The sequence below is a fragment of the Serratia sp. (in: enterobacteria) genome (genome assembly GCF_046715635.1).
Classification (GTDB): Bacteria; Pseudomonadota; Gammaproteobacteria; order Enterobacterales; family Enterobacteriaceae; genus Chania.
On sequence record NZ_JBKJYW010000370.1, the window covers coordinates 1 to 13,083 of the forward strand.

12 protein-coding genes are annotated in these 13,083 nt (G+C 54.7%); 11 read left to right on the forward strand and 1 reads right to left on the reverse strand.

The genetic code is table 11. From position 1 onward, the window contains the following. From ACLQ7H_RS19305 to ACLQ7H_RS19350, 10 genes are all read left to right on the forward strand, one after another. A partial coding sequence (locus ACLQ7H_RS19305; RefSeq protein ID WP_411754062.1) for a PhoH family protein occupies positions 1 to 1,067 on the forward strand: 1,067 nt, incomplete at its 5' end. Further along, on the forward strand, positions 1,064 to 1,537 hold the full coding sequence (gene ybeY / locus ACLQ7H_RS19310) for an rRNA maturation RNase YbeY (protein ID WP_025123434.1): 474 nt from the start codon (positions 1,064 to 1,066) through the stop codon (positions 1,535 to 1,537). The genes ACLQ7H_RS19305 and ybeY, both read left to right, overlap by 4 nt. A gap of 81 nt (positions 1,538 to 1,618) precedes the next feature. Beyond that, the gene (gene corC, locus ACLQ7H_RS19315) at positions 1,619 to 2,497 is read left to right on the forward strand and encodes a CNNM family magnesium/cobalt transport protein CorC (protein WP_411754063.1); all 879 of its coding nucleotides are present in this window, start codon (positions 1,619 to 1,621) and stop codon (positions 2,495 to 2,497) included. A 7-nt stretch (positions 2,498 to 2,504) separates the two neighbouring features. After that, the gene (gene lnt, locus ACLQ7H_RS19320; protein ID WP_411754064.1) at positions 2,505 to 4,034 is read left to right on the forward strand and encodes an apolipoprotein N-acyltransferase; all 1,530 of its coding nucleotides are present in this window, start codon (positions 2,505 to 2,507) and stop codon (positions 4,032 to 4,034) included. Between the two features lie 362 nt (positions 4,035 to 4,396). Next, a complete protein-coding gene (locus tag ACLQ7H_RS19325) occupies positions 4,397 to 5,293 on the forward strand; it encodes an amino acid ABC transporter substrate-binding protein (protein ID WP_141131608.1) in 897 nt (298 codons plus the stop codon). 200 nt (positions 5,294 to 5,493) lie between these two features. Further along, on the forward strand, positions 5,494 to 6,234 hold the full coding sequence (locus ACLQ7H_RS19330) for an amino acid ABC transporter permease (RefSeq protein ID WP_411754065.1): 741 nt from the start codon (positions 5,494 to 5,496) through the stop codon (positions 6,232 to 6,234). Next, positions 6,234 to 6,908: a glutamate/aspartate ABC transporter permease GltK gene (gene gltK / locus ACLQ7H_RS19335; RefSeq protein WP_021805327.1), complete on the forward strand. Its 675-nt coding sequence runs from the start codon at positions 6,234 to 6,236 to the stop codon at positions 6,906 to 6,908. The genes ACLQ7H_RS19330 and gltK overlap by 1 nt, the downstream gene beginning before the upstream one ends. Next, positions 6,908 to 7,633, forward strand: coding sequence for an amino acid ABC transporter ATP-binding protein (locus tag ACLQ7H_RS19340; protein ID WP_021179998.1), 726 nt, complete (start codon positions 6,908 to 6,910; stop codon positions 7,631 to 7,633). The genes gltK and ACLQ7H_RS19340 overlap by 1 nt, the downstream gene beginning before the upstream one ends. A gap of 104 nt (positions 7,634 to 7,737) precedes the next feature. Further along, on the forward strand, positions 7,738 to 8,670 hold the full coding sequence (gene rihA, locus ACLQ7H_RS19345; protein ID WP_411754066.1) for a pyrimidine-specific ribonucleoside hydrolase RihA: 933 nt from the start codon (positions 7,738 to 7,740) through the stop codon (positions 8,668 to 8,670). Between the two features lie 591 nt (positions 8,671 to 9,261). Then, the gene (locus ACLQ7H_RS19350) at positions 9,262 to 9,657 is read left to right on the forward strand and encodes a hypothetical protein (RefSeq protein WP_411754067.1); all 396 of its coding nucleotides are present in this window, start codon (positions 9,262 to 9,264) and stop codon (positions 9,655 to 9,657) included. 53 nt (positions 9,658 to 9,710) lie between these two features. Here ACLQ7H_RS19350 and ACLQ7H_RS19355 read toward each other — a convergent pair whose 3' ends face one another. Continuing rightward, positions 9,711 to 10,193 carry a zinc ribbon-containing protein gene (locus ACLQ7H_RS19355; protein WP_411754068.1) on the reverse strand — a complete coding sequence of 161 codons (483 nt, stop codon included), beginning with the start codon at positions 10,191 to 10,193 and terminating at the stop codon, positions 9,711 to 9,713. Positions 10,194 to 10,460: 267 nt separating this feature from the next. Between ACLQ7H_RS19355 and leuS the strand changes: the two genes are divergently transcribed. Beyond that, positions 10,461 to 13,043 carry a leucine--tRNA ligase gene (leuS, locus tag ACLQ7H_RS19360; protein WP_411754069.1) on the forward strand — a complete coding sequence of 861 codons (2,583 nt, stop codon included), beginning with the start codon at positions 10,461 to 10,463 and terminating at the stop codon, positions 13,041 to 13,043. The last annotated feature ends 40 nt before the right edge of the window (positions 13,044 to 13,083 follow it).

Below are 13,083 nucleotides of genomic sequence, written 5' to 3' on the forward strand. Positions count from 1 at the left end.
TGAGGAATCGTTTGAACGTCGCAACACAAGAAATCCTGTTGGAGCCCGCAGACAACCAACGCCTGTTGAGCCTGTGCGGCCCGTTTGATGACAACATCAAACAACTCGAACGTCGGCTGGGGATTGAAATCAACCGCCGTGACAACCGTTTCAAGCTGGTCGGTAAAAACCTGTGCGTGGTTGCCGCCGCCGATATTCTGCGCCATCTGTATGTGGATACCGCGCCGATCCGTGGCGTGACCCCAGATATCGATCCGGAACAGATCCACCTGGCCATCAAAGAGAGCCGGGTGCTGGAGCAGGTGGCAGACAGCGTGCCGGATTACGGTAAATCGGTCACCATCAAGACCAAGCGCGGCATGGTGAAGCCCCGCACGCCTAATCAGGCGCAATACATCGCCAATATTTTCGCCCATGACATCACCTTTGGCGTTGGCCCGGCGGGTACCGGTAAAACCTATCTGGCGGTTGCGGCTGCGGTAGATGCACTGGAGCGCCAGGAAATCCGGCGTATCCTGCTGACCCGCCCGGCGGTTGAAGCTGGCGAGAAGCTGGGCTTCCTGCCGGGGGATCTGAGCCAGAAAGTCGATCCGTATCTGCGCCCGCTGTATGACGCCCTGTTTGAAATGCTGGGCTTCGAGCGCGTGGAAAAGCTGATCGAGCGTAACGTGATCGAAGTTGCGCCGCTGGCCTACATGCGTGGCCGTACGCTGAATGACGCTTTTATCATTCTCGATGAAAGCCAGAACACTACCATCGAACAGATGAAGATGTTCCTGACGCGTATCGGTTTCAACTCAAAAGCGGTGATCACCGGCGACGTGACCCAGATCGACCTGCCACGTAATCAGAAATCCGGCCTGCGCCACGCGGTGGAAGTGCTGTCTGAAGTGGAAGAGATCAGCTTTAACTTCTTCCACAGCGAAGACGTGGTACGCCACCCGGTAGTGGCCCGTGTGGTGGTCGCCTATGAAGCCTGGGAAGCCGCCGAACAACAACGCAAAGACGCCATCGCCGAACAACGCAGACGTGAGGCACCGGTTGCCTCTGAACAGGAAACACCATGAGCCAGGTTATTCTGGATTTACAAATTGCCTGCGCCAGCAGTGAAGGATTACCGGATGAAGCCACCTTCCAGCGCTGGCTGGAAGGGGTATTGCCACAGTTTCAGGAAGAAGCCGAAGTCACCATCCGCTTGGTGGATGAGGCAGAAAGCAATGAGCTGAATCTGACCTATCGTGGTAAAGACAAGCCCACCAACGTGTTATCATTCCCGTTCGAGGCCCCGCCGGAAATCGAACTGCCGCTGTTGGGTGATTTGATTATTTGCCGTCAAGTGGTTGAACAGGAAGCGGTTGAGCAACAGAAAGCGCTGGAGGCACACTGGGCGCATATGGTTGTTCACGGTAGCCTTCATCTGCTAGGGTATGACCACATCGAAGACGATGAAGCTGAAGAAATGGAATCTTTGGAAACCGAGATTATGCAGGAGATGGGTTACCCGGACCCTTACCTCGCGGAAAAAGATCCCACCTGATGTTAGCTGAGCACCCCGCAGCCCCGATTGGGGCTGTCGCTAATTTTGATAACTCAATAGAGTGATATTAACTAAAACGCCATGAGCGACGACCATTCACAAAGCAATGACAGCCCCAGTCCCAAGAAGGGGTTCTTTACTCTTATCCTTAACCAGCTGTTCCACGGTGAACCCAAAAACCGTGGCGATCTGGTAGAGCTGATCCGTGATTCCGAGCAAAACGACCTGATCGATCCCGATACCCGTGACATGCTGGAAGGCGTGATGGATATCGCCGAGCAGCGCGTGCGCGACATCATGATCCCGCGCTCCCAGATGGTGACGCTCAAGCGTAACCAAACGCTGGAAGAGTGCCTGGACGTGATTATCGAATCCGCCCACTCGCGCTTCCCGGTGATCAGCGAAGATAAAGATCACATCGAAGGCATTCTGATGGCCAAGGACCTGCTGCCGTTTATGCGCGCAGACTCCGAGCCGTTCAGCATCGACAAGGTGCTGCGTACCGCCGTGGTGGTACCGGAAAGCAAGCGGGTAGACCGGATGCTGAAGGAGTTCCGCTCCCAGCGCTATCACATGGCGATTGTCATTGATGAATTCGGCGGCGTCTCTGGCCTGGTGACCATCGAAGACATTCTGGAGCTGATTGTCGGGGAAATTGAAGACGAATATGACGATGAGGAAGATCGTGACGTTCGCCAACTGAGCCGCCACACGTTCACCGTGCGGGCGCTGGCACCGATCGAAGACTTCAACGACATCTTCGGCACCCACTTCAGCGACGATGAGGTGGACACCATCGGCGGCCTGGTGATGCAAGCCTTCGGCCACCTGCCAGCACGGGGGGAAACCATTGAAATCGAAGGTTACCTCTTTAAAGTTGCGATGGCCGACAGTCGACGTATCATCCAGGTTCATGTCAAAATTCCGGACGATGCCCCGCAACCGAAACTGGAAGAATAACTTACCCATGGCTAAAGCCTCATTACTAGATCGCCAGCGGGTTCGCGCCCTGCTGGCGCTTTTGACCGGTGCCTGTGGCACGCTGGCCTTCTCCCCTTACGATATCTGGCCTGCGGCCATTGTCTCGCTGTTCGGCCTGTTGGCCGTGACCCTCAACCGCACCACCAAACAATCCGCTCTGCTCGGTTTCTACTGGGGCATGGGGCTGTTCGGTAGCGGCGTGAACTGGGTTTACGTCAGCATTGCCGATTTCGGCGGGATGCCGTTTGCCATCAATATTTTCCTGGTCGTGCTGCTGGCCGCCTATCTTTCCCTGTATACCGGGCTGTTCGCCGGTTTGCTGACACGGATCTGGCCACGTACCACCTGGTGGCGGCTGGCTATCGCCGCTCCGGCCCTGTGGCAACTGACCGAGTTCCTGCGCGGTTGGGTGCTGAGCGGTTTCCCCTGGCTGCAATTCGGTTATACCCAGATCGACGGTCCGCTGAAAGGTATTGCACCATTGCTCGGCGTGGATGCAATCACGCTGATCCTGATGTCCCTCAGTGGTCTGCTGGTATTTGCCCTCAATCAGCGGCGCATCACTCCGGCGGTCATTGCTATCGCCATGCTGTTGCTGCCGTGGCCGCTGCGGCAGATCCATTGGTTTACGCCGCAGCCAGATAAAGCGGTGAACGTCGCCATGGTGCAGGGCAATATCGAGCAGTCGATGAAGTGGGATCCGAAGGCGCTGCTCAGTACGCTGCAAACCTATCTGGATGAGAGCCGCCCGTTGATGGGCAAAGCGCCGATCATCATCTGGCCAGAGTCCGCCATTCCCGATGTAGAGAGCAATCAGAACGGTTTCCTGACCATGATGGACGATCTGATGCGCGCCAAGAACAGCAGCCTCATCACCGGTATCGTGGACGCTCGCGCTACGCAGCAAGGTACGCAGTTCTTCAACAGCGTGATCGTGCTTGGCGAGGAACAGCCTTATAGCTACCCGGCAGCCAATCGCTATGACAAACATCACCTGGTGCCCTTTGGTGAGTTTGTGCCGTTGGAAACGCTGCTGCGCCCGTTGGCTCCGTTATTCGACCTGCCGATGTCCTCGTTCAGCCGTGGTAATTATGTGCAACCACAGCTCAGCGTACGCGGTTATAACCTGACGGCAGCCATCTGCTATGAAATCGTGCTGGGCCAGCAGGTACGCGATAACTTCCGTTCAGATACCAACTTCCTGCTGACCGTGTCCAACGATGCCTGGTTCGGCCACTCCATCGGCCCATGGCAGCACTTCCAGATGGCGCGTATGCGTTCATTGGAGCTGGGCAGGCCGTTGCTGCGTAGCACCAATAACGGCATCACCGCCGCCGTTGGCCCAACCGGCGAAGTGTTGGCCTCCATCCCACAGTTCACCCGCAAAGTGCTGGAAGTGAAGGTTACCCCAACTACCGGCATCACGCCGTATGCCCGCTTTGGCTCTGCGCCAGTGTGGATCATCACCGTGCTGCTGGGTGGTATCGCGCTGCTCATTAGCTGGCGCCGCAGATAAGTTCTCTTTGGGCACGGTGCCTTACCGTGCCCTCTTCATTTCTTGTTGCCCTTCCCTTCTGATGTTTCTGGCATGCTCCTTGCTTTAATTACCCTGTAGAACGTTGCTGATTTACTTTAACTGACATCTTGTCGCAACCGTGCACAACGCCAGCGCAAGTCTCGCACCCCAGTGGTGCATCAGGGGTTTATTGCATTCATTTGGTGCGCGTGATGTCGCAAAAAATGAAACAATTTAGTTTCATCTTGTTCACAATCGGTTATTTTCTATCGTAAATCGGCATTAGGACTATCTTTATAGCTCAGCCGTATTAACCCGCCCTCCCTGAGTGCGGGCAATCACAACAGCACAGGAGTTGGACCATGCAAATGCGCAAATTGGCGTTATCGTTACTGCTGATCGGGATGGCGAGTAGCGTAGCCCATGCGGAAGAACTGACCGGTACGCTGAAGAAAATCAAAGATAACGGCGTGATTGTTGTTGGCCACCGTGAATCCTCAGTTCCGTTCTCCTACTACGATAATCAGCAGAAAGTTGTGGGTTACTCCCAGGACTATTCCAACCAAATCGTTGATGCCATCAAGAAGAAATTGAACGAGCCTAATCTGCAGGTGAAAATGCTGCCGATCACCTCGCAAAACCGCATTCCGCTGTTGCAAAACGGCACCTTCGATTTTGAGTGTGGCTCCACCACCAACAACCTCGAGCGCCAGAAACAGGCAGCCTTCTCTGATACCATCTTCGTCGTCGGTACCCGTCTGCTGGTCAAGAAAGGCTCCGACATCAAAGACTTTAAAGATCTGGCCGGTAAGGCCGTGGTCGTCACTTCAGGCACCACTTCCGAAGTGTTGCTCAACAAGCTGAACGATAAAGATCAGATGAAAATGCGCATCATCAGTGCTAAAGACCACGGCGATTCCTTCCGCACCCTGGAAAGTGGCCGTGCGGTGGCGTTTATGATGGATGATGCCCTGCTGGCAGGCGAACGCGCCAAGGCCAAACAGCCGGATCAGTGGGAAATCATTGCCACTCCGCAGTCCAAAGAAGCCTACGGCTGCATGATGCGTAAAGACGATCCAGAGTTCAAAAAACTGGTGGATGAAACTATCGCTCAAGCTCAGACCTCTGGCCAGGCTGCCAAATGGTTTGAGGTCTGGTTCAAACAGCCAATCCCACCGAAAAACCTCAACATGAACTTCGAATTGTCCGACGACATGAAGCAGCTGTTTAAAGAACCAAACGACAAAGCATTGAACTAATAAAAAGATCAAGCCAGCCAAGCTGGCTGCTGTAGATGACTGTAATAGGACAGACAGGTATGCGGGAGGCCGTTCCCCTCCCGCATTCTTCCCTGACACGACTCAGGGGAACCCGCTAAAAACCAGCCTGCCGGGTATGCCAACGGTCATCAAGTTGTAAGGTTTGTAAGGTGTTTTGCACCTGTTTGCCGGAGTTCGTTATGTCAATAGATTGGAACTGGGGTATCTTTCTGCAGCAGGCCCCGTTTGGAAATACCACCTACCTTGGCTGGATCTGGTCCGGCTTTCAGGTTACGGTCGCCCTCTCCGTCTGTGCATGGATTATTGCCTTCTTTGTCGGTTCACTGTTCGGTATCTTACGCACCGTACCCAACCGTTTTCTCTCCTCACTAGGCACCTGTTACGTCGAACTGTTCCGTAACGTGCCGCTAATCGTGCAATTCTTTACCTGGTATCTGGTGATGCCGGAGCTGCTGCCAGCCGATATCGGCATGTGGTTCAAGAGCGAGCTCGATCCCAACGTACAATTCTTTGTTTCTTCCATGCTGTGCCTTGGGTTGTTTACCGCTGCGCGCGTTTGCGAGCAGGTGCGTGCCGCAATCCAATCCCTGCCCCGCGGCCAGCAGGCGGCCGGGCTGGCAATGGGCCTGACGCTGCCACAAACCTATCGCTATGTGCTGCTGCCCAACGCCTATCGGGTGATTGTGCCGCCGATGACCTCGGAAATGCTCAACCTGGTAAAAAACTCCGCTATCGCCTCAACCATCGGGCTGGTGGATATGGCCGCTCAGGCCGGTAAGCTGCTGGATTACTCCGCACACGCCTATGAATCCTTTACTGCCATCACCCTCGCCTATGTCGCTATCAACGTCGTCATCATGTTGTTTATGCGTATTGTCGAGAAGAAAGTGCAGTTACCTGGCCATATGGGGAGTAAATAATGTACCAATTTGATTGGGGATCGATTGTCCCAAGCTTCCCGTATCTGCTGCAAGGGCTGGTCGTCACGCTGAAAATCACCGTGACGGCTATTGTGTTCGGTATCCTCTGGGGCACCGTTCTGGCGGTGATGCGCCTGTCGCCGATCAAGCCGATCAGCTGGTTTGCGGCGCTGTACGTCAACCTGTTCCGCTCCGTACCGCTGGTGATGGTGCTGCTCTGGTTCTATCTGGTGGTTCCAAGCTTATTACAACAAGTTCTTGGGCTGTCACCGAAAACCGATATTCGACTTATCTCGGCTATGGTAGCCTTTTCGCTGTTTGAAGCCGCGTACTACTCGGAAATTATCCGTGCAGGCATTGAAAGCGTGTCACGCGGTCAGTCCTCTGCCTCGCTGGCGTTGGGCATGACCCAGTGGCAATCGATGCGGCTGGTGATCTTGCCGCAAGCGTTCCGCGCCATGGTGCCACTGCTGCTGACCCAGGGGATCGTGTTGTTCCAGGATACCTCGCTGGTGTACGTACTAAGCCTGGCCGACTTCTTCCGCACCGCGTCAACCATAGGTGAGCGTGACGGTACGCAGGTGGAAATGATCCTGTTCGCCGGTTTGGTCTATTTTGTTATCAGTCTCGCCGCCTCGGCGCTGGTAAGCTATTTGAAGAAAAGGACTGTTTGATGATATCCCTGAAAAATGTTTCTAAGTGGTACGGTCACTTTCAGGTTCTGACCGACTGCACCACCGAAGTCAAAAAAGGCGAAGTGGTGGTGGTCTGCGGTCCTTCCGGTTCAGGCAAATCGACCCTGATTAAAACCGTCAACGGGCTCGAGCCAATCCAGAAAGGCGATATCGAGGTTAACGGTATTCAGGTCAACAACAAGAGCACCAACTTGGCGCAGCTACGCTCCAAAGTGGGGATGGTGTTCCAGCATTTCGAGCTGTTCCCTCACCTGTCGATCATTGAAAACCTGACGCTGGCGCAGGTTAAAGTCCTCAAGCGCGACAAGGCCGCCTCTCGCGATAAAGCCCTGAAGCTATTAGAGCGCGTGGGGCTGTCGGCACATGCCGAAAAGTTCCCAGGGCAGCTCTCTGGTGGCCAACAGCAGCGCGTGGCAATTGCCCGTGCGCTGTGTATGGATCCGATCGCCATGCTGTTTGATGAACCCACCTCGGCGCTCGATCCGGAAATGATCAACGAAGTGCTGGACGTGATGGTCAAACTGGCACAGGAAGGGATGACCATGATGGTGGTGACCCACGAAATGGGCTTTGCCCGTAAGGTGGCCCATCGGGTGATCTTTATGGATGAAGGGAAGATTGTGGAAGACACCAATAAAGATGACTTCTTCAACAACCCGCAGTCAGAACGAGCCAAAGACTTCCTGGCCAAAATTCTGCATTGATGTACCAGATGCGCCCTGACCCCCAGGGCGCATCAATAGTGCTTGTTTGTTTCGCACTTTCCCCCGATCCTCAAAGCATAATGATAACGCTGAAGGAGAAAGTGATGTCCCGCCCTATTATTATCGATTGTGATCCAGGCCTTGATGACGCGATTGCCCTTGCCATGGCGCTACGTGCCCCGACGTTAGATGTTAAAGCCGTCACCACTTCCGCCGGTAACCAAACACCGCAAAAAACCCTGCATAACGCCCTTGGCCTGCTGACGCTAATGCAACGGCAAGATGTCCCGGTTGCTGGCGGTGCCGCCAAGCCCTTGATGCGCGATCTGGTCATTGCCGATTACGTGCACGGTGATACCGGTATGGGCAACACCCATCTGCCAGCACCGGATTTCCTGCCAGCAAAACAAACTGCGGTCGAGTTGATTGCCGATCTGCTGCGTACCAGCCCACAGCCGATTACGCTGGTGGTCACCGGCCCGATGACCAATATTGCCTTGCTACTCTCACAGCACGCCGAGTTGAAAAGCAAGATTGAACGCATCGTGTTTATGGGCGGTGGGCTGAACGCTGGCAACACCACGCCGGTGGCCGAATTCAATATCTACGTCGATCCGGAAGCGGCCGAAATCGTGCTGCAATCCGGCGTACCATTGACCATGGCCGGGTTGAACGTCACCCATCAGGCATTGGTGTTACCACAGGATATCGAGCGCATCCGCAGCATTAATAATCCAGTAGCGGCAGCGGTAGCCAGCATGCTCGATTTCTACCTGCCGTTGTACCTCAGCCACCCGCGTGGCCTACCTGGTGCCGCCATGCACGACCCTTGTACTATCGCCTGGCTGCTGGCCCCGGAGCTGTTTGAAAGCAGCGAGCTATGGGTTGGTGTGGAGACCCAAGGTCAATACACCGTCGGCATGACGGTGGTGGATGAGTTTGGCCAGAATGGCAAACCGGCCAACGTCGAGGTGTTGACCCATATCAACCGCCAAGGCTTTATCGATCTGATGGTTGAGTGTGTTTCACGTTATTAAATGACCCCTCACCCTAACCCTCTCCCACAGGGAGAGGGAACCGATCGAGCGGGACTGAAAATACGGTGACGCACCTTGGATAAGAGGACTCGCTGATTTTTCTGCGTAATACCTTTACTCCCTACTTCCCGAAGCAGCACGAACCAACCAAGCGCTCCGGACAGCTCCCTCGCCCTTTGGGAGAGGGTTGGGGTGAGGGGACAGAACGTGCCACATCCTCAACTACGTTATCTACATCGGTCCTGTAACAAACTAACACCTGCAACTGAGCACAACTCCGAACTCACTTTTTACCGCTACGCCGAGGCCTCTGGCAGGTGGGGATTATGCAGGTTAGCCGACCGTTGAGCGCACGGATGCGCGATTGCGAGCCCCCATGGACGGGTTTACGGCGTGTCGGCGTTCTGCATAATCCCCAGCGGTAGTACCGTCACAATCAGCTACTCACCGTGGGTAAACCGGCCAACATCCAGGCGTTGCCCCATATCAACCGCCAAGGCTTTATCTCGACACAGAGCAATAACCCCGGACTGGTTTACTTTTGTCCGATAAAACAAGACAATGCCGCCACAATGATACAGGGAGAGACGAATGAAAGGATATTTTCGCAAGTTACTGATCGGCTTGCTAGCCGTCGTTATTGTGGCCGCTGCACTGTTCTTTTGGGTCCGGTATGAACTTAAGCAGGATGCCACACTAGCTTTTAACCAAAACAGTATTGTCAAAGAACATCTAGGCGAAGTAACCGTGGAAGAACTCGGTCTGAGTCAGTTTTCGGCCCTGCCACAGTGTCAGGATGGTTGCGAGCACTATCTGGTTACGTTAGAGGGTGAAAAAGCTAGCGCTACTGCCGTTATGGACTTTGCAAAAGGGGATACTGAACTCTCCAATGCGATATTGTGTCTGGCTGACGGCACCAATATCGCCCTGACAGAAGATGCGGTGGCTTTGGTACAAAACGACACCAAAGAAACGCACTGCCAGTGATGCTTTCTCAATAAGCTGTAAATTCCCCTCATGCAACATGAGGGGAAATCGCATTAAGGCTCAAACGGCCGGCGTTGGAACTGATCGTGACCACACTTCGGGCACAGCGGCAGCACTTCCGGGGTATAGAAAGCCAGATGGTGATGGCATTTCTCACACACCAGATTACCCAGCCCGACCACCTCGCCGCTGTGGTAGACGCCGTGATGGCTGACATCTTTAAACACCTCACGCCACTCCAACTGGGTTTTATCGGTGATATCCGCCAGTTCCTGCCACAGGCTTTCCTTAATTACGCGCATAAACACGCTGTCGGTGAACTCATCCCGGCTCTCTTCATAACTGCGGGCAAACTCTTCCAGATCGCGGCGTACTGCCCGGGTCAACTGCTCCACTTCCGTACGGCTGAGCTCCTCCACCTCGTTCAAGCGTTTCTCGGCGCTGGCGACCAATTGGTCAATGTCACGTTCACCGTTCTTCAAACGTTCGGTCAGCGACGTCACCAACTCGCGGTAATACTGAGCAACCTTGTTCATAGCTTCTCCTAGATGGTCTACTGCGACAGGACTTCTCCCCAAAACTACTCGTTATTATTTTAGTCGTAAATCACTGATGTGGCTTGGCTAGGTGAGGTTTTGGCAGATTGTGAGTCACATCATGGCATAGATATTTTTTTAATACGTCGAGTCGGGCCGCTTGGTGTTGTTGCTGGCAGGTCTTATCAGCTATGCTATGCAGATCTATAGATACTCACAGAATGCTACGGATGTAGCTGTTACACACCTACAGGACCATCGGCCGCCATGCAAGAGCAATACCGCCCCGAAGAGATAGAATCGAACGTACAGCTTCACTGGCAAGAGAAGCAAACTTTCAAGGTTACCGAAGACGCCAGCAAGGAAAAGTATTACTGCCTATCCATGCTGCCCTACCCTTCTGGTCGTCTGCACATGGGTCATGTTCGGAACTACACCATTGGCGACGTGATCTCCCGCTACCAGCGTATGCTGGGCAAAAACGTGCTACAGCCGATTGGCTGGGATGCGTTTGGCTTGCCGGCTGAAGGCGCGGCGGTAAAAAACAAAACCGCACCGGCCCCTTGGACCTACGACAACATCGAATATATGAAGAACCAGCTAAAACTGCTGGGCTTCGGCTATGACTGGGACCGCGAGATCGCCACCTGCGATCCTGACTACTACCGTTGGGAACAGTGGTTCTTCACCAAGCTGTATGAAAAAGGCATGGTCTACAAGAAGACCTCGGCGGTGAACTGGTGCCCACACGATCTGACCGTACTGGCCAATGAACAGGTTATCGACGGCTGCTGCTGGCGTTGTGATACCAAGGTTGAGCGTAAAGAGATCCCACAGTGGTTTATTAAAATCACCGATTACGCCGATCAGTTGCTCAACGATCTGGACACGCTGGAAAGCTGGCCAGAGCAGGTGAAAACCATGCAGCGCAACTGGATTGGCCGTTCCGAAGGGGTAGAAATCACCTTCGACGTTGCCGACAGCGCTGAGAAAGTCACCGTTTACACCACCCGCCCGGACACCTTTATGGGTGCGACCTATGTGGCCGTTGCCGCAGGTCACCCGCTGGCACAGCAGGGCGCGGTCAACAACCCGGCGCTGACAGACTTCATCGACGAATGCCGCAACACCAAGGTTGCCGAAGCCGAAATGGCCACTATGGAGAAGAAAGGCATGGCCACCGGCCTGTTTGCCATTCATCCGTTGAGCGGTGAGAAGCTGCCAATCTGGGTAGCCAACTTCGTCCTGATGGAATACGGCACCGGCGCGGTAATGGCCGTCCCTGGCCACGATCAGCGTGACTGGGAATTCGCCACCAAATACGATCTGCAGATCAAACCGGTCATTTTGAACCTGGACGGCAGCAAGCCAGACGTCAGCGCCGAAGCGATGACCGAAAAAGGCACGCTGTTCAACTCCGGTGAGTTCGACGGCCTGGATCACCTGGCAGGCTTTAACGCCATCGCCGACAAGTTGGTGGCCAAAGGCGTCGGCCAGCGCAAGGTGAACTACCGTCTGCGCGACTGGGGCGTCTCCCGCCAGCGCTACTGGGGTGCTCCAATCCCAATGGTCACCCTGGAAGACGGCACCGTAATGCCAACGCCAGAAGATCAACTGCCGGTGATCCTGCCGGAAGATGTCGTGATGGATGGCATCACCAGCCCGATCAAAGCCGATCCCGAGTGGGCAAAAACCACCGTTAACGGCCAGCCAGCGCTGCGTGAAACCGACACCTTCGACACCTTTATGGAGTCTTCCTGGTACTACGCGCGCTACACCTGCCCGCAGTACGATAAAGGCATGCTGGATCCGGCGGCGGCCAACTACTGGCTGCCGGTCGATCAATATGTCGGCGGGATCGAACACGCCATCATGCACCTGATGTATTTCCGCTTCTTCCACAAGCTGATGCGCGACGCTGGCCTGGTAGATTCAGACGAGCCCGCCAAACGCCTGCTGTGCCAAGGCATGGTGTTGGCCGATGCCTTCTACTACACCGGCACCAGCGGCGAGCGCGTCTGGGTATCTCCGGTTGATGCCACCGTCGAACGTGACGAGAAGGGCCGCATTGTCAAAGCGACCGATCCAGAAGGCCGCGAACTGGTCTATGCTGGCATGAGCAAAATGTCGAAGTCGAAAAACAATGGCATCGACCCGCAGGTGATGGTAGAGAAATACGGCGCGGATACCGTGCGTCTGTTTATGATGTTTGCTTCCCCGGCAGAAATGACGCTGGAATGGCAAGAATCTGGCGTTGAAGGGGCTAACCGCTTCCTGAAGCGCGTCTGGAAGCTGGCTTACGACCACGTTGAGCAAGGAGCCGTTCAGCCACTGAATGTTAGCGCGCTCAATGAAGATCAGAAAGCCCTGCGCCGCGACGTGCATAAAACCATCGCCAAAGTGACCGACGATATCGGCCGCCGCCAGACCTTCAACACCGCCATTGCCGCCGTGATGGAGCTGATGAACAAGCTGGGCCGTGCACCGCAGGAAAGCGAGCAGGATCGCGCTCTGCTGCAAGAAGCCTTGCTGGCCGTGGTGCGTATGCTGTATCCATTCACGCCACACGTCTGTTTCACCCTGTGGCAGGCGTTGAATGCTGAAGGCGACGTGGACACTGCGCCATGGCCGGTGGCTGACGTTGCCGCCATGGTGGAAGATTCCAAGCTGGTAGTGGTACAGGTTAACGGCAAGGTACGGGCAAAAGTGACCGTGCCAGCCGATGCTACCGAAGACCAAGTGCGTGAGCGCGCCACCCAGGAGCATCTGGTGGCCAAATATCTGGAAGGGGTCACGGTACGTAAAGTGATCTATGTTCCAGGCAAATTGCTTAACCTGGTTGTGGGTTAACACAAGGAGGCTTTGTGCGACATCGTATTCTGACGTTGTT

Coding starts and splice junctions, on each gene's coding strand:
- ybeY (WP_025123434.1), top strand. CDS start 1,064: ATGAGCCAGGTTATTCTGGATTTACAAATTGCCTGCGCCAGCAGTGAA.
- corC (WP_411754063.1), top strand. CDS start 1,619: ATGAGCGACGACCATTCACAAAGCAATGACAGCCCCAGTCCCAAGAAG.
- lnt (WP_411754064.1), top strand. CDS start 2,505: ATGGCTAAAGCCTCATTACTAGATCGCCAGCGGGTTCGCGCCCTGCTG.
- ACLQ7H_RS19325 (WP_141131608.1), top strand. CDS start 4,397: ATGCAAATGCGCAAATTGGCGTTATCGTTACTGCTGATCGGGATGGCG.
- ACLQ7H_RS19330 (WP_411754065.1), top strand. CDS start 5,494: ATGTCAATAGATTGGAACTGGGGTATCTTTCTGCAGCAGGCCCCGTTT.
- gltK (WP_021805327.1), top strand. CDS start 6,234: ATGTACCAATTTGATTGGGGATCGATTGTCCCAAGCTTCCCGTATCTG.
- ACLQ7H_RS19340 (WP_021179998.1), top strand. CDS start 6,908: ATGATATCCCTGAAAAATGTTTCTAAGTGGTACGGTCACTTTCAGGTT.
- rihA (WP_411754066.1), top strand. CDS start 7,738: ATGTCCCGCCCTATTATTATCGATTGTGATCCAGGCCTTGATGACGCG.
- ACLQ7H_RS19350 (WP_411754067.1), top strand. CDS start 9,262: ATGAAAGGATATTTTCGCAAGTTACTGATCGGCTTGCTAGCCGTCGTT.
- ACLQ7H_RS19355 (WP_411754068.1), bottom strand. CDS start 10,193: ATGAACAAGGTTGCTCAGTATTACCGCGAGTTGGTGACGTCGCTGACC.
- leuS (WP_411754069.1), top strand. CDS start 10,461: ATGCAAGAGCAATACCGCCCCGAAGAGATAGAATCGAACGTACAGCTT.